A 16,077-nucleotide genomic window follows, 5' to 3' on the forward strand; every position below is an offset into this window, starting at 1 on the left:
TCAACGTGCGGGACTTTCGCCCCTAGGAGTCCGGGAAGCCGTCGCGGTGGGATGTGACGGGAGACAGCGCTCACCTGCCGGAAACGGCGGGACGCACCACGGCCTCTGTCCCCAGCATGGATCGGCACGACAAGGGCGGATGAGATGAGCTCCGACACGACCAGCGCAACGGCCCGCCGGCCGGCGCTGATGCTGGCGTTGGCGACCGTGGGATTCGCGGTGAACTTCTGGGCGTGGGCGCTGCTCAGCCCGCTGGGCCCGCGTTTCAAGGAGGTCCTGGGCCTGTCGGCCGCCCAGCAGGCGTTGCTGGTCGCGGTCCCGGTGATCGTCGGCTCGCTGGGCCGCATCCCGGTCGGGGCGCTCACCGACCGCTACGGCGGCCGGGTGATGTTCCCGCTGCTCTCGGCGGCCACCATGGTCCCGGTGCTGTTCATCGGCCTGGCGGGGCAGGGTTCGCCGGCGGCGCTGCTGGCAGGCGGGTTCTTTCTGGGCATCGGTGGGACGGTGTTCGCCGTGGGCGTGCCCTTCGTCAGCGCCTGGTTCCCGCCCGAGCGCCGCGGGCTGGCCGTCGGTGTCTTCGGCATGGGGATGGGCGGCACCGCGATCAGCGCGCTGACCACCGTCAAACTGGTCAGGGCCGGCGGCTCGGCCACGCCGTTCCTGCTCACCGCGGCGGCGCTCGCCCTCTACGCCGTGCTGGCCTGGTTGGTGCTGCGCGACGCCCCGGGCCGTACGGCGCCGGCCCAGTCGAGCACGGCGCGCCTGGCCGCGGCCGTGCGCCTGCCGATCACCTGGCAGGCATGCGTGCTGTACGCGGTGGCCTTCGGCGGGTACGTCGCCTTCTCGGTCTATCTGCCGGTCTATCTGCAGTCGGCCTATGGCCTGGAGCAGGCGGACGCGGCCGACCGGATGGCCGGGTTCGTGATCTTCGCGGTCGTGATGCGGCCGGTCGGCGGCTGGCTGTCGGACCGGATCGGGCCGATTCCCGTGCTGGTCGTCGTGTTCGCCATCGTCGCGTGCTGCGCCGCCGCGCAGGCGTTCACCCCGCCGCTGATGGTGCTGGGCACGGCCGCGTTCCTGACCATGGCCGCGGCGCTCGGCGCCGGCAGCGGGGCCACGTTCGCCCTGGTGGCGACGGTGGCACCGGCCGACAAGGTCGGCTCGGTCACGGGTCTGGTGGGCGCGGCCGGCGGGCTCGGCGGGTTCGTGCCGCCGCTGGTGATGGGGTTCGTCTACGGCCTGTTCGGCTCCTACGGGCTGGGCCTGGCCCTGCTGGCCGGGGTGTCGGCGCTGATGCTGGTGCTCACGGTCACCGCGGTCCGTGCCACGGCCGGGCGGCGCCCGGCCGCGCCACCGATGCCGTCCAGGCCCGCACACTGACGCCGCCGCAAGACAGCGGCGACTGAGGGCGGATCGGCAGCCGTCATAGGACTTTCGTCCCTAACCCCGCAGGTAGGGGCGGCGGCAGGCTGACAGACATGAAAGTCGACTCGGCCGGCCTGCAGGTGCTCTCCCATGAGGAGTGCATGCGCCTGCTGCCTTCATGCCCGATCGGGCGGATCGTCTTCACCGATCGCGCCCTGCCAGCTGTGCAGCCGGTCAACTTCTGCCTGGACGGCGACGACATCGTCATCCGCACGGCGGCCGGTTCGAAGCTGGCCGCCGCCACGCGCCGTGCGGTCGTCGCCTTCGAGGTCGACGACTTCCACCCGGTGCAGCGGAGCGGCTGGTCGGTGACCGTCGTCGGGCTGGCCCGCGTCGCCGACGAGCCCGCGGAGATCGCCCGGCTGGAAAGACTGCCGCTGACGCCGTGGGCGCGCGGCCGCGACCAGTTCATCGTCATCACCACGGTGGAGGCCACCGGCCGGCGCCTCACCTGAGCTGCCCCTTGGGTCTTTCGGATCCGGAAGGTGGGACTAAAGGCCCTGAACTGTCCTGCGGTGCGGCCGAAAGGATCGAGACGTCGTCATGCGGCACGTGAGGTGAGGAGTTGCACGGATGGCAGGTATGGACGGGCCGGTCAGCGATGCCCTGCTGGGATTGGGAAGGCATCTGCGCCGCGGCGAAGTCTCCGATGACCTGCGGACGTTGCACCAGATCGGCGGACGCCAGGGGGACGTGTTCTACCGTGACCGGTGGAGCCACGACAAGGTCGTCCGCTCCACCCACGGCGTCAACTGCACCGGTTCCTGTTCCTGGAAGGTGTACGTCAAGGACGGCGTGATCACCTGGGAGGCGCAGCAGACCGACTACCCGAGCGTGGGCGGCGACCGGCCGGAGTACGAGCCTCGGGGCTGTCCGCGCGGTGCGGCGTTCTCCTGGTACACCTACTCGCCCACCCGGGTCCGCTTCCCGTACGCCAGGGGTGTGCTGGTGGAGATGTACCGGGAGGCCAGGGCGAGGCTGGGCGACCCGGTCACCGCCTGGGCGGAGATCACCACAGACCCGGACAAGCGCCGCCGCTACCAGTCGGGGCGCGGCAAGGGCGGGCTGGTGCGCGTCACCTGGGAGGAGGCATGCGAGATCATCGCCGCGGCGCATGTGCACACCATCAAGACCTACGGCCCTGACCGGGTGGCCGGGTTCTCCCCGATTCCGGCCATGTCGATGGCCTCCCACGCGGTGGGTGCCCGGTTCGTCTCGCTGATCGGCGGGGCGATGCTGTCGTTCTACGACTGGTACGCCGACCTGCCGGTGGCCTCCCCGCAGGTGTTCGGCGACCAGACGGACGTGCCGGAGTCGGCCGACTGGTGGGACGCGGCGTACCTGATGCTGTGGGGTTCGAACGTGCCGGTCACCCGCACTCCCGACGCCCACTTCATGGCCGAGGCGCGCTACCGGGGCCAGAAGGTGGTGGTGCTCGCGCCCGACTACAACGACGCCGCCAAGTTCGCCGACGAGTGGCTGGCCCCGCACCCGGGCACGGACGGCGCGCTGGCCATGGCGATGGGGCAGGTGATCCTCAAGGAGTTCTTCGCCGACCGGCCGACGGCCTGTTTCACTGATTACGTCAAGCGGTTCACCGACCTGCCGTTCCTGGTGCGGCTGCGTGAGCGGGGCACGTCGTATGTGCCGGACAAGTTCCTCACCGCGGCCGACCTGGGGCAGGAAGGGCAGGAGGCGGCGTTCGCCACGGTCCTGCTGGACGCGCGGACCGGCGAGCCGGTCGTGCCGAACGGCTCGCTCGCCTTCCGCTACTCCGACCACGGGCAGGGCCGCTGGAATCTCGACCTGGGCGAGGTGGACCCGCTGCTGACCTGCCTGGGGCAGGAAGCAGCGGCGGTCGCGCTGCCGCGCTTCGACGGTCACGGCGAAGGAGTGCTGGAACGTGGTGTGCCGGTGCGGCGCGTCGGCGGCCACCTGGTCACCACGGTGTACGACCTGATGCTCGCCCAGTACGGCGTGGCCCGCGACGGGCTGCCGGGACGCTGGCCGTCCGGATACGACGACGCGGCCGAGCCGTACACCCCGGCCTGGCAGGAGGCGATCACCTCGGTGCCGGCCGCGGCGGCGGCCCGCATCGCCCGGGAGTTCGCCCGCAACGCCGAGGAGTCGGGCGGCCGATCCATGATCATCATGGGGGCGGGGACGAACCACTGGTTCCACTCCGACACCATCTACCGCTCGTTCCTGGCACTGACCACGCTGACCGGCTGCCAGGGCGTCAACGGCGGCGGCTGGGCCCATTACGTCGGCCAGGAGAAGTGCCGGCCGATCACCGGCTGGGCGCAGCTCGCCTTCGGCCTGGACTGGTCGCGCCCGCCGCGGCAGATGATCGGCACCGCCTACTGGTACCTGCACACCGACCAGTGGCGCTACGACACCTACTCGGCCGACATCGTCTCCTCGCCGCTCGGCAGCGGCGCGTTCACCGGCAAGGCCACCGCCGACCTGCTGTCGCACTCGGCGCGAATGGGCTGGATGCCGTCGTACCCGACCTTCGATCGCAATCCGCTCGACCTGGCCGACGAGGCGGCCGCGGCGGGCGCGCAGGCGGGGCCGTACGTGGCCGAGCAGGTCGCCCAGGGGCGGCTCGCTTTCGCCTGCGAGGACCCCGACGCGCCCGCGAACTGGCCGCGCGTGCTGACCGTGTGGCGGGCCAACCTGCTCGGCTCCTCGGCCAAGGGAAACGAGTACTTCCTGCGCCACCTGCTGGGCACCGACTCGGCCGTGCGGGCCGAGGAGGCCGCGCCCGGACAGCGGCCGCAGAGCCTGGCCTGGCCGCAGGAGGCGCCGCGCGGCAAGCTCGACCTGCTGCTGTCGCTGGACTTCCGGATGACCTCCACCACGCTGTTCTCCGACATCGTGCTGCCGGCCGCCACCTGGTACGAGAAGCACGACCTGTCCTCGACCGACATGCACCCGTTCGTGCACGCCTTCACCCCGGCGATCGACCCGCCCTGGCAGACCCGCACCGACTTCGCCGCCTTCCACGCCATCGCCCGCGCCTTCAGCGACCTGGCCAAGACCCACCTGGGCACCCGCACGGACGTGGTGGCCGTGCCGCTGCTGCACGACACGCCCGACGAACTGGCCACCCCGCACGGGCGGGTACATGACTGGCGCGCGACAGGCAGCCCGCCTACTCCGGGACGCGACTTCCCCAAGCTGGTCACGGTGGAGCGCGACTACGGGGCGGTCGCGCAGAAGATGGCCGCGCTCGGTCCGCTGCTGGAACGGCTCGGCGCCACGACCAAGGGGCTGACGTTCGACGTGCGCGGCGAGATCGACCGGCTGGGCAGGATGAACGGCACCGTCCACGGCGGCGTCGCCGACGGCCGCCCGTCTCTGGCCCGCGACAGCGACATGTGCGAGGCCATCCTGGCCTTGTCGGGCACCACCAACGGGCACCTGGCCGCCCAGGGGTTCGCCACGCTGGGCCGGCGTACCGGGACGTCGTTCGACGGGCTGGCCGAGGAGCACAAGCAGATCACCTTCGCCGACACCCAGGCCCGGCCCGTGCCGGTGATCACCTCGCCGGAATGGTCGGGCAGCGAGAGCGGCGGGCGGCGCTACTCGGCGTTCACCATCAACGTCGAGCACCGCAAACCCTGGCACACGCTGACCGGCCGCCAGCACTTCTACCTCGACCACGACTGGATCCACGAGGCCGGCGAGGCGCTGCCGGTCTACCGGCCGCCGCTGAACATGACCGCGATGTTCGGTGAGCCCGGCATCGGCGAATCCGGGGCGGACGGTGTCACCGTGCGCTACCTCACCCCGCACTCCAAGTGGTCCATCCACTCCGAATACCAGGACAACCTGCTCATGCTCACACTCTCCCGAGGCGGCCCGACCATCTGGATGAGCCCCGCCGACGCGGCCAAGGCGAAGATCGCCGACAACGACTGGGTGGAGGCGGTCAACCGCAACGGCGTCGTCGTGGCCCGCGCGGTCCTCTCGCACCGGATGCCCGAGGGCACCGTGTACATGTACCACGCCCAGGAGCGCGTGGTGGACGTGCCCAAGAGCGAGACCTCCGGGCGGCGCGGCGGCATCCACAACTCGCTCACCCGCCTCCTGGTCAAACCCACCCACCTCATCGGCGGGTACGCCCAGCTGAGCTTCGCCTTCAACTACCTCGGGCCCACCGGCAACCAGCGCGACGAGGTCACGGTGATCCGCCGCCGCGCTCAGGAGGTCGACTACTGATGACCGCGAGCACAGCGAGCCGCGAACGGAGTGAGCCATGAGACCGATGGGTCAGCTGGCCATGGTGATGAACCTGGACAAGTGCATCGGCTGCCACACCTGTTCGGTCACCTGCAAGCAGGCGTGGACCAACCGGGCCGGGGTCGAGTACGTCTGGTTCAACAACGTCGAGACCCGCCCCGGCCAGGGCTACCCCCGCACCTACCAGGACCAGGAGAAATGGAAGGGCGGCTGGGAGCTCAACCGGCGCGGCCGGCTCCGGCTGAAGGCGGGCGGGCGGCTGAAGAAGCTGTTCACCATCTTCGCCAACCCGCTCATGCCCTCCATCCAGGACTACTACGAGCCCTGGACCTACGACTACGACCGGCTCTTCTCGGCTCCCGCCACCGAGGACACGCCCGTCGCCCGGCCCAGGTCGCTGATCACGGGCAAGAACACGAAGATCACCTGGAGTGCGAACTGGGACGACGACCTGGCCGGCGGCCCGGAGCTCACCGCCGCCGACCCGGTGCTGCGCAAGCTGTCGGACCAGGTGAAGCTGGAGTTCGAGCAGGCGTTCATGTTCTACCTGCCGCGCATCTGCGAGCACTGCCTCAACCCCTCGTGCGTGGCCTCCTGCCCGTCCGGCGCGATGTACAAGCGCTCGGAGGACGGGATCGTCCTGGTCGACCAGGATCGCTGCCGGGGCTGGCGCATGTGCGTGACCGGCTGCCCGTACAAGAAGGTGTACTTCAACCACCGCACCGGCAAGGCCGAGAAGTGCACGTTCTGCTACCCCCGGGTCGAGGTCGGCATCCCCACGGTCTGCTCGGAGACCTGCGTGGGCCGTCTGCGCTACCTCGGCCTGCTCCTCTACGACGCCGACCGCGTCGCCGAGGCCGCGAGCGTCCCGGACGAGCAGGACCTGTACCAGGCGCACAAGAGCGTCCTGCTGGACCCGCACGACCCCGAGGTGATCGCCGCCGCCCGCGCCGCGAACATCCCCGAGGACTGGCTGGAGGCGGCACGCAACTCCCCGATCCACAAGCTGATCTTCGAGTACGGCGTGGCGCTCCCGCTGCACCCGGAGTACCGCACGATGCCGATGGTCTGGTACATCCCGCCGCTGTCGCCCGTGGTGGACGTGCTGGCCGGCACCGGCCATGACGGCGAGGACTCCGGGAACCTGTTCGGCGCGATCGACGCCCTGCGCATTCCGATCGGCTACCTGGCCGAGCTGTTCACCGCCGGCGACCCCGAGCCGGTCCGCGCCGTGCTGCGCCGCCTGGCCGCCATGCGCTCCTACATGCGCCGCCTCAACCTCGGCCAAGACCCCGACGAGTCGATCGCCGCCACCGTGGGGATGACCGGCGAGCAGGTCGAGGCGATGCACCGGCTGCTGGCCCTGGCACCCTACGCCGAGCGGTACGTGATCCCCCAGGCGCACGCCGAGCAGGGCGCGCGGCTGGAGGAGAGCGCCACCGGGTGCAGCCTCGACTACGAAGGCGGGCCCGGCATGGGCGGCCCGTTCGGCGAGGCCTCCGGCCTGCCCGCCCCGGTGGCGGTGGAGAACTTCCACGCGCTGCGCGAGCGGCAGGCCCGCGACGACCTGGACGAGGCCGGCGAGCTACGCGGCCGCGTCAACCTCCTCAACTGGGACGGCAAGGGCACTCCCGACGGGCTGTTCCCCAAGAGAAACCGGGACAAATCATGATGGACATGGGTGAAGGTGAGCTGCGGACAGCGCACATGGTGGCCTCGGTTCTGCTCGGCTACCCCGACGACCGGTTGTACGAGGCCCGGCAGTTGCTGGCCGGGGCCGTGGCCGCGCTGCCCGGCGGACAGGTCCGCGAGCGCCTGAGCGCCTTCCTCGACCACGCCGCCGTCACCGCGCAGGCCGACCTGGCCGCCCACTACGTGGCGACCTTCGACCTCAACCGGCGCTGCTGCCCGTACCTGACGTACTACGCCTACGGCGACACCCGCAAGCGCGGCGGAGCGCTGCTGCGCTTCAAGCACGCCCTGCGCGCCGCCGGCTTCGAGGCGGCCGACGGCGAACTGCCCGACCACGTGGCGGTGGTGTGCGAGCTGTCGGCCCGCGGTGGCGTGCGGGAGGCCCGGCGCCTGCTGCAGGAGCACCGGGCGGGCCTGGAGCTGCTGCGCGCGGCGCTGGAGGAGGAGCGCTCACCGTACGCCGACGTGGTGGCGGCCGTGGCGGCCACCCTGCCCCCGGCCGGCTCGCGTGAGAAGGAGGCCGCGCTGCGGCTGGCGGCGCAAGGACCGCCGGCCGAGGAGGTCGGGCTGGAACCCTACGCCGTCAAGGAGGCCGGCCGATGAACAGCCTGGACGTCCTGCTGTGGGTGGTGGCGCCGTACGTGGCGCTGACGCTGTTCGTGCTCGGCCACCTGTGGCGCTACCGCTACGACAAGTTCGGCTGGACCACCCGCTCGTCGCAGCTGTACGAGTCGCGGCTGCTGCGCATCGGCAGCCCGCTGTTCCACTTCGGCATCCTGGTCGTGCTGCTCGGCCACATCGGCGGGCTGGTGATCCCCAAGAGCTGGACGGCGGCGGTCGGGGTGAGCGAGCAGGCCTACCACGCCGGCGCCGTCGTGCTCGGCACCATCGCGGGCGCGGCCACCCTCGGCGGCCTGGCGATCCTCATCTACCGGCGGCGCACCGTCGGACCGGTCTTCACGGCCACCACCCGCAACGACAAGCTCATGTACGCCGTGCTGAGCATCACCATCGTGCTCGGCCTGGCCGCCACGGTGGCGGCCAACGTCATCGGCTCCGGCTACGACTATCGCGCCACCATCTCGCCCTGGTTCCGGTCGATCTTCTCCTTCAGCCCGGATCCCGCGCTGATGGCCGGTGCGCCGATCCTGTTCCAGGCGCACGCGCTCAGCGCGCTGCTGCTGTTCGCCATCTGGCCCTTCACCCGGCTGGTGCACATGCTCACCGCGCCCATCGGCTACCTGACCCGCCCCTACATCGTCTACCGCAGCCGCGCCGACCAGCCGATCGGGGCCCGCGCGCCCCGGCGCGGCTGGGAGCCCTAAAAGGCGTTGCGCCATCATTCCGAAAACGTGGCCCATACCCGGTTGACCGTGTAGGAAATTAGTGGATACGTGGAAGGATGAGCCTCTGGACTCCGGATCCCACGTTCTATCCTTCGCCCAGGGACGCGGCAGGCGCGCCCGCCGAGAAACTGGCCTACGTCGCCGCCTTCGACAGGTCGGCGAGCAGGCCGGACGCGCTGGTCGTCCTCGACACCGATGCCACCTCGCCGACCTACGGCCAGGTGGTGGGCTGGAGCGACCTGCCCAACACCGGCGACGAGCTGCACCACTTCGGCTGGAACGCCTGCAGCAGCGCGCTGTGCCCCTACGCCCCGCATCCGCACGTCGAACGCCGCTACCTCGTCGTGCCGGGGCTGCGGTCCTCACGGATCCACATCTTCGACACCAAGGACCGGATCAGCCCCGAACTGGTCAAGGTCATCGAGGCCGAGGACCTGGCCAAGCGGGCCGGCTACTCCCGGCCCCACACCGTGCACTGCGGGCCGGAAGGGCTCTACCTGTCCGCGCTCGGCGGCGCCGACGGCAACGAGGGGCCGGGCGGGATCGCGATCCTCGACCACACCTCCTTCGAGGTGCTCGGGCGCTGGGAGGTCGAGCGGGGGCCGCAGTATCTCGCCTACGACTTCTGGTGGCACCTCAACCATGACGTGCTGATCAGCTCCGAGTGGGGCACGCCGTCGATGATCGAGGACGGGGTGGTGGGGGAGCTGCTGCTCGGCCGCGCCTACGGGCACAAACTGCACTTCTGGGACCTGCGCAAACGCCGGCACGTCCAGGAGGTCGACCTCGGCGACGAACACCAGATGACCCTGGAACTCCGCCCGGCGCACGACCCCACCCACACCTACGGGTTCGCGGGGGTCGTCACCAGCGTCGCGGACCTGTCGGCCTCCGTCTGGCTCTGGTTCCGCGAGGACGAGCGCTGGCAGGCCCGCAAGGTGATCTCCATTCCCGCCGAACCCGCCGACGCGAGCCTGCTGCCGCCCGTGCTGCAGCCCTTCGGCGCGGTGCCGCCGCTGGTCACCGACATCGACCTGTCGGTCGACGATCAGCGGCTGTACGTCTCGTGCTGGGGCACCGGCGAGCTCAAGCAGTACGACGTGTCGGACCCGGCCAAGCCCGTGGAGCTGGGCTCGCTCAAGATCGGCGGCATCGTCCGGCAGGCGCCCCACCCGGCCCAGCCGTCGCTGCCCCTGCGGGGCGGCCCCCAGATGGTGGAGGTCAGCCGCGACGGCCGCCGCGTCTACGTCACCAACTCCCTGTACGGCGCCTGGGACGACCAGTTCTACCCCGAGGGCGTCGGCGCCTGGATGGCCAAGATCGACGCCGGCTCCTTCACCTTCGACACCCGCTTCTTCCCCCACGGCGAGGCGTTTCGCGGTCTGCGCCCCCACCAGGTGCGGCTTCAGGGCGGCGATGCCTCCTCCGATTCCTACTGCTACCCGTGACGATCGCCACCGTGCTCCTGCTGGGCGCCTTCCACGGCCTGAACCCGGCCATGGGCTGGCTGTTCGCCGTGGCCCGCGGCCTGCAGGAGCGCAGCAGGGACCTGCTGCTGCAGTCACTGCCGGTCATCGCGCTCGGCCATCTGGCCTCGGTCGCCCTGGTCGCGCTCGTCGTCGGCGCCACCGGCTCGCTGGTCACCGGCAGGGTGCTGTCGATCGGCGGCGGGGTGGTGCTGGTCGGGTTCGGCCTGTGGCGGCTGCTGTCCACCCGGCACTTCCGCTGGGTGGGGATGCGGCTGTCGCTGTGGCAGCTGGCCTGCTGGTCGTTCCTGATGTCCTCGGCCCACGGCGCCGGGCTGATGCTGCTGCCGGTCTTCACCGGCCTGCACGTTCCCGGCCACCCGGGCCACGCCCTGACGGGCGGCCTGGCGGTGGCCGCTCTGCACACGCTGGCGATGTTCGTGGTGGCGGGCGTCATCGCCCTGGTCGTGTACGAGGTGGTGGGACTGACGGTGCTGCGGCGCGCCTGGTTCAACCTGGACCGCATGTGGGCGATCGCCCTGGTGAGCGCGGGCGTGATCACCCTGGTCCAGGCGTGAAGGCCAGATCCGCAGCGCCGCAGCGGCGAGCCGGAGCAACCTGACCCGTTGGCACGCCCAACGATTCTTGCTATGGTTGGCCCGGCCAACGTTGGCCAGGCCAACCAATTTTCGGCAGGGAGCCCGACTGTGAACGTTCCGTTCGACACCCAGATCAAGACGCTGGACCCGATCTTCGCCGAGATGAGCGCCGCCACGGACCGGAAGGCCTGGGCCGGCAACCCGGAGCTGACCATGCGGGAGAAGGTCCTGCTCAGCGTGGTCGCCGACATCTGCCAGCAGACCCTCGGACTGCCTTTCGAAGCGCACGTGAGGATGGGCCGCGAACACGGCGTCGACGCCGACGATCTCCGGGAGCTGCTCCGCTTCATCGCCTACGACAGCGGCTACCCGGCGGCGCTGGCGGCCCTGGCCCGCCTGACCGACATCGAACGCGAGCAGGGCCTTGCCGGCCCCACGGGTCAGGGTCATCCGGTGGACGGGGACGGCACGGGAAGCCCGATCCCCGCACCGACCCGGCGGGCCGTGCACAACCTCGACGCCGGCTTCGCCGACTACATGGACCTGCAGTCGCGCATGCGCACCGGCATGCGGCGGCTGACCGTCCGCGAGCGGGCGTTCGCCACGATGACCGTCGACGTCCTGTACCAGACGCTGCAGGAGAGCTTCCGCGTCCATGTGACGCGTGCCTTCAGCGCCGGCGCCACCCCCGAGGAGGTCCGCGCGGTCGTGCGGTTCTCGGCCCAGTTCGGCATGACGAAGGCGTGGAGCGGCCTGCGGGCACTCAACGCCCTGTTCACCGAGACCGGCACCGTCTTCGCCTGAGCTGTGCGGCCGGCGGGCGCGGATAACGTGGGTGTGATGCTCCGCTCCCACCTGCCGGACCCCGGCGGCACACCGTACGAGGCGCCCGACACCAAGGCGTTCCTGCCCTTCGTCCTCCTGGCTGCGGGCGCGATCTGGGAGACCGCCGACGGTTCGCTGCGGCCCGCCTGGCTGTCGTGGACGGGCCTGGCCGCCATGTTCGTCCTGTACGCACTGACGGTGATCATGTCCTTCCGGCGCCGGACCGTGCCCGCCCGGGTCGCGCTGGCGGCGCTGGCCGTGGTCGTCTTCGCCCTGGCGATCGTGCTGGGCGGCGGCTGGTACTACCTGTTCCCGCTGCTGGGCATCGCGTGCGGCCTCACCCTGCACGGCCGAGCGGTGCGCATCGCCACGGCGGCGGTGCCCTTGGGCGCGGCGCTGGTGGTGTGGGCCGGCGGCGGCACCCTGGAGTCGATCCTGGCCTTCTCGTGGGGGACGTTCAGCGCGGGCCTGGTCGTGGCCGTCATCCTGCGCCTGCACGCGATCATCGGCGAACTGAACGAGACCCGGCAGCGCCTGGCCGAGGCGGCCGTCGCGCAGGAGCGGCTGCGCTTCTCCCGCGACCTGCACGACCTGCTCGGGCACACCCTGTCGGTCATCGTGGTCAAGGCCGAGGCGGTACGCCGGCTGACCCGCCGCGACCCCGGCCAGGCCGAACGCCAGGCCGCCGACATCGAGGCCGTCGGCCGGCAGGCGCTGACCGAGGTGCGCGAGGCGGTCACCGGCTACCGGGCGGGCAGCCTGGCCGACGAGCTCGCCCGCGCCCGCGACGCCCTGGAAGCGGCCGGGGTGCGGGTACGCCTCCACCGCACCGGGCCACCGCCGGCCGCCCAGGGCGAGGCACTGCTGGGCTGGGTGGTACGCGAGGGCGTCACCAACATCATCAGGCACAGCGGCGCCACCGAGGCGGAGATCGACCTGACGGGCCTGACCCTGACGATCCGCGACAACGGCACCAACAGCCCCCAGCCCGCCGACACCACTGCCGGCAGCGGCCTGCGTGGCCTGGCCGAACGGCTCGGCCAGGCAGGCGGCAACATCGAGGCCGGCCCCCACCCGCACGGCGGCTTCCACCTCACCGCCACCCTCCCGCCCGGCCGGTAGGCGAGAACCTCCGGCCGCCCGCCGGTGTATCGAAGACGTGACCACCATCACCAGACGCCAAGCCCTGGCGCTCGGCGCCGCAGCCGCCGTATCGGCCTGCGCCACCACCCAGCCGCCCCCCAAGGCGGCGCTCCCCGCCCCGCGCGGCCGGCTGCTCGCCGAGACCGCCGCCGGGCTGTCCCTGGTCGAGCTGTCCACCGGCACTGTGACGGCCACCTACCCCGGGGCCGTGCCCGGCGCCCGCTGGCTGCGCCTGTACCAGCTCGACCACGGCCACCTGCGCACCTACGACGCCACCACCGGCCACCTCCTGGAGCAGACCGACGCCCCCGGCGAACGGATCAAGGCCGTCTCCGGCCGGGTCGTCGCCCTCGGCCCCGGACCCGGCCCGCGCAGCCGCACCACGATCACCCTGACCGGAGCCGGCGGCACCCGCACGCTCCAGCTCGACGGCAACATCGAACCGGAGGCGTTCTCCGGCGACGGCCAGGTCATGTACGTCCTGGACCACCTGCCGCCCGAACACCCCGACCGCTACCGCGTGCGCATGTACGACCTGGCCGCCGGCCGGATGACGCCGCTGCTGACCCGCGCCAAGCAGCCCGTGCCGCTGTCGAAGGAGGAGGAGATGCACGGCAAGGGCCGCCAGGCCGTCCACGACCCGGACCTGGCCACCCTCTACACGCTCTACACCCACCAGGACGAGCACCTGCACACCCGCGACCTGATCGCCGGCCACGACCTGAGCCCCGGCGTGCACGCCTTCGTGCACGTGCTCAGCCTGGACCAGCGCTGGGCCTACTGCCTGGACCTGCCCGAGCCGTTCGGTCTCGGCCCGCCGCGCTCGCACGCGATGGCGCTGGACTCCCAGGCCAGGCGGCTGTACGTCGTCGACGCCTCCACCGGCCGGGTGGTGGTCGCCTCCACCGACGACCTGCGGATCAAGCGCGGCGGCCTGCTGGGCGAACGGCCCGGCGGCGAGGCGTACGCGGTGGCCGCCGACGGCCGCGCCTACCTGGCGGCGGGCAAGCGGCTGCTGGCGGCCGACGGCCAGACGCTGGCCCCCGCCGGCGCCTGGGACCTGCCGGGCCAGGCGCGGGGGCTGGCCTGGCTGAACGGCGAGCTGCTGGCCGGCGCGGGCGAGCAGGTGCTGCGCCTGGAGCCGCGCACCGGCGCGCGGCTGGGCGCCATCACCCTGCCCGGCCTGCGTGAGCTGCGGCACGCCGAGCCGTCCTACGGCTGACCGCGGCGGCGAAGGCGGAGATGACCGGGTGCGGACGGCTACCGTCGCCGGACAGCTCCGGCTGGAACAACGTGGCCAGGTAGAACGGGTGCCCGGGCAGCTCGGCCACCCGCACCATGCCGTCGTCGGCGTGCCCGGAGAAGACCAGACCGTGCTCGACGAGCCGCTGCTTGTAGGCCTCGTTGAGGCCGTAGGAGCAGCTGTATGCCTCCATCGTGGTGGGCGAGCCGATGATCTGCTCGATCAGCGTGCCGGGCGCCAGCCGTACCAGCCCCTCGTGGCCGGCCAGCGAGCACTCCAGCGGCAGCAGCAGGAAATCGCGCGCCCCCGGGTCGTTCTCGGCGTGCGCCACGTCCAGCCCGCACACGCCGCGCGCGTACTCCAGCAGCAGATGCTGAAAGCCGCCGCAGGTGCCCAGGACGGGGATGGCGTGCTCCCGCGCGGTCCGCGCGGCGCTGATCACGCCCTCCTCACTGAGGTACGGGCTGCCGGGCACGATCCAGATGCCGTCGAAGCGTTCGAGGGCCTCGTCGTGGGCGTCGGTGGAAGGGATCCAGTACGGGTCGAGCGCGATGCCGTCCCGCTCGCGCAGCGCCTGGATGATCAACGGGATACGGGCGTGCGCGCGCACGCTGGGCGAGCGGTCTCCGACCAGGGCGATTCTCATGCCTCCATGGTGCGGCGAACCCCTTCTTAAGCGCCAACGATGATGTCTGCACGTGCTATAAGAAACACTGATGGACCCTCATCTGCTGCGTACCTTCGTCACCGTCGCCGAGGCGGGCTCGTTCTCGGCGGCGGCCGAACAACTCGGCTACACCCAGTCGGCCATCTCCCAGCAGGTCGCCGCGCTGGAGGCCGACCTGGGCCTGCCGCTGCTGCACCGCCGCCCGGTCACCCCCACCGAGGCGGGCCTGCGCCTGCTGGAGCACGCCGGGCCGCTGCTGCTGCGCATCCGCGCCGCGCGGGCCGACGTGCTGCGCACCGCCGCACTCCCCGCCCACCGCCTGACCCTGGCCGCCACACCCCTGGCACTCAACCCGGTCCTGGCCCGACGGCTGGCGGCGGCGCGGGCGGCCCAGCCCCGGCTACGGGTGACGGTACGCACCTGCGGCAGGGACGAGGTGGCCAGGCAGGTGGCCGACGGCACGGCCGAGGCGGGCCTGGCCGACGGGATCACCGCGCCGAACGACCCGCTGCGCCTGCCCGAGGTCGGCCCCCTGACCACGGTCGGCGTGGCCGAGGAAGGCCTGGTCGTGGCACTGCCCGGCGACCACCCCCTGGCCGGCCGGGCGGGGCTGCGGCTGGCCGACCTGCTCGACGCGCACTGGCTGCAGACGACACTGTGCCCGCTGGAGCGGCTGCGCGACCTGCTGGGCGACGGCTTCCGGCCCGCGCTCGACTACACCGGCGACGACGTGCACACCGTGCTCAACCTGGTCGCCGCCGGCCACGGCCTGACACTGCTGCCCGCCTCCGCCGCCCCCGGCGTACCGCTGGTCTCGCCCCGGCTGGTGCACCGCGTCGAACTGCTGCACGGCAGCCTGCCACCCGGCCCCGCCGCCGACCTGGCAGCGCGCCTGTCACCATGACAGCGATCTGTGCGCGACCTGCCAGCACCGCCGTCCACGTGTCCGCCGTACAGTCGCACTACGAGGAGCTGGCATGGAACGCTCCGCGCGGGGGTGAGCCGGACGGCCGGGTCCTGCGGTGGACCTGCGAGTGCGATGAGGTCGTTTACGAATTGATCGCGCTCGGCGGGTTGCGGTTCATTCGCCGGACGGCTTTCCGGGCCGGGAAGAGTGTCATTCATGAGAGTGATCGCTGGTCCTTCCGTGTGGCGGATGCCATGTGGAGCGCTCTGCTGATGGGGCAGGCGAGATGACTGGAAGATCATCGGGCGGGGGGACGTCGGGGTGTTTCTTCCTCCCGCCGTCTGCTCCGATCGTGCGCTGGCTGTGTCGGTCTTGTGCGGTCGGATGATGCCGCCGAGAGAGGTTTATGAGGCGGGGTGTGGTGAGGCGATGAGAGCGGCCTGCCGGGTGAGGACTGTCGGGCCCTCATCGCCAAGGAACTCGCCGCACCCTGATGGACGGCAACGCGGTTGATGC

Annotated in this window: 13 protein-coding genes; 12 read left to right on the top strand and 1 reads right to left on the bottom strand. The window is 71.6% G+C overall.

Annotated features, from left to right (window positions below; all coding sequences use genetic code 11):
- Positions 1-144 precede the first annotated feature (144 nt).
- The 11 genes from AB0F17_RS00155 (at position 145) to AB0F17_RS00205 (ending at position 13,966) form a co-directional block, all read left to right on the top strand.
- Positions 145-1,380 carry an MFS transporter gene (locus AB0F17_RS00155; RefSeq protein ID WP_358013767.1) on the top strand — a complete coding sequence of 412 codons (1,236 nt, stop codon included), beginning with the start codon at positions 145-147 and terminating at the stop codon, positions 1,378-1,380.
- A 98-nt stretch (positions 1,381-1,478) separates the two neighbouring features.
- Entirely contained in the window at positions 1,479-1,880 is a 402-nt protein-coding gene (locus tag AB0F17_RS00160) for a pyridoxamine 5'-phosphate oxidase family protein (protein ID WP_358013769.1), read from the top strand.
- A gap of 118 nt (positions 1,881-1,998) precedes the next feature.
- Complete coding sequence (locus AB0F17_RS00165) at positions 1,999-5,652, top strand: nitrate reductase subunit alpha (RefSeq protein ID WP_358013771.1); 3,654 nt, start codon at positions 1,999-2,001, stop codon at positions 5,650-5,652.
- A gap of 37 nt (positions 5,653-5,689) precedes the next feature.
- A complete protein-coding gene (narH, locus tag AB0F17_RS00170) occupies positions 5,690-7,345 on the top strand; it encodes a nitrate reductase subunit beta (RefSeq protein ID WP_358013773.1) in 1,656 nt (551 codons plus the stop codon).
- Positions 7,346-7,350: 5 nt separating this feature from the next.
- Positions 7,351-7,968 carry a nitrate reductase molybdenum cofactor assembly chaperone gene (gene narJ / locus AB0F17_RS00175; protein ID WP_358013775.1) on the top strand — a complete coding sequence of 206 codons (618 nt, stop codon included), beginning with the start codon at positions 7,351-7,353 and terminating at the stop codon, positions 7,966-7,968.
- Positions 7,965-8,690, top strand: a complete 726-nt coding sequence (narI, locus tag AB0F17_RS00180; protein WP_358013777.1) for a respiratory nitrate reductase subunit gamma — start codon at positions 7,965-7,967, stop codon at positions 8,688-8,690. Before narJ ends, narI begins: the two co-directional genes overlap by 4 nt.
- A gap of 77 nt (positions 8,691-8,767) precedes the next feature.
- Positions 8,768-10,159 (top strand): selenium-binding protein SBP56-related protein, encoded by a 1,392-nt coding sequence (locus AB0F17_RS00185; protein WP_358013779.1) that lies wholly within the window; start codon positions 8,768-8,770, stop codon positions 10,157-10,159.
- Positions 10,147-10,755, top strand: coding sequence for a hypothetical protein (locus AB0F17_RS00190; RefSeq protein ID WP_358015625.1), 609 nt, complete (start codon positions 10,147-10,149; stop codon positions 10,753-10,755). The genes AB0F17_RS00185 and AB0F17_RS00190 overlap by 13 nt, the downstream gene beginning before the upstream one ends.
- A gap of 129 nt (positions 10,756-10,884) precedes the next feature.
- Positions 10,885-11,580, top strand: coding sequence for a carboxymuconolactone decarboxylase family protein (locus AB0F17_RS00195; protein ID WP_358013780.1), 696 nt, complete (start codon positions 10,885-10,887; stop codon positions 11,578-11,580).
- A gap of 36 nt (positions 11,581-11,616) precedes the next feature.
- Entirely contained in the window at positions 11,617-12,723 is a 1,107-nt protein-coding gene (locus AB0F17_RS00200; RefSeq protein WP_358013782.1) for a histidine kinase, read from the top strand.
- 37 nt (positions 12,724-12,760) lie between these two features.
- Positions 12,761-13,966, top strand: coding sequence for a hypothetical protein (locus AB0F17_RS00205; RefSeq protein WP_358013784.1), 1,206 nt, complete (start codon positions 12,761-12,763; stop codon positions 13,964-13,966).
- On the opposite strand, the gene AB0F17_RS00210 is transcribed toward AB0F17_RS00205, so the two are convergent.
- Positions 13,914-14,633, bottom strand: coding sequence for a hypothetical protein (locus tag AB0F17_RS00210; RefSeq protein WP_358013786.1), 720 nt, complete (start codon positions 14,631-14,633; stop codon positions 13,914-13,916). The genes AB0F17_RS00205 and AB0F17_RS00210 overlap by 53 nt on opposite strands.
- 70 nt (positions 14,634-14,703) lie before the next feature.
- On the opposite strand from AB0F17_RS00210, the gene AB0F17_RS00215 reads away from it, so the two are divergent.
- Positions 14,704-15,558, top strand: coding sequence for a LysR family transcriptional regulator (locus AB0F17_RS00215; protein WP_358013788.1), 855 nt, complete (start codon positions 14,704-14,706; stop codon positions 15,556-15,558).
- Positions 15,559-16,077 lie beyond the last annotated feature (519 nt).

The sequence above is a fragment of the Nonomuraea sp. NPDC026600 genome, assembly GCF_040638335.1.
Classification (GTDB): domain Bacteria; phylum Actinomycetota; class Actinomycetes; order Streptosporangiales; family Streptosporangiaceae; genus Nonomuraea.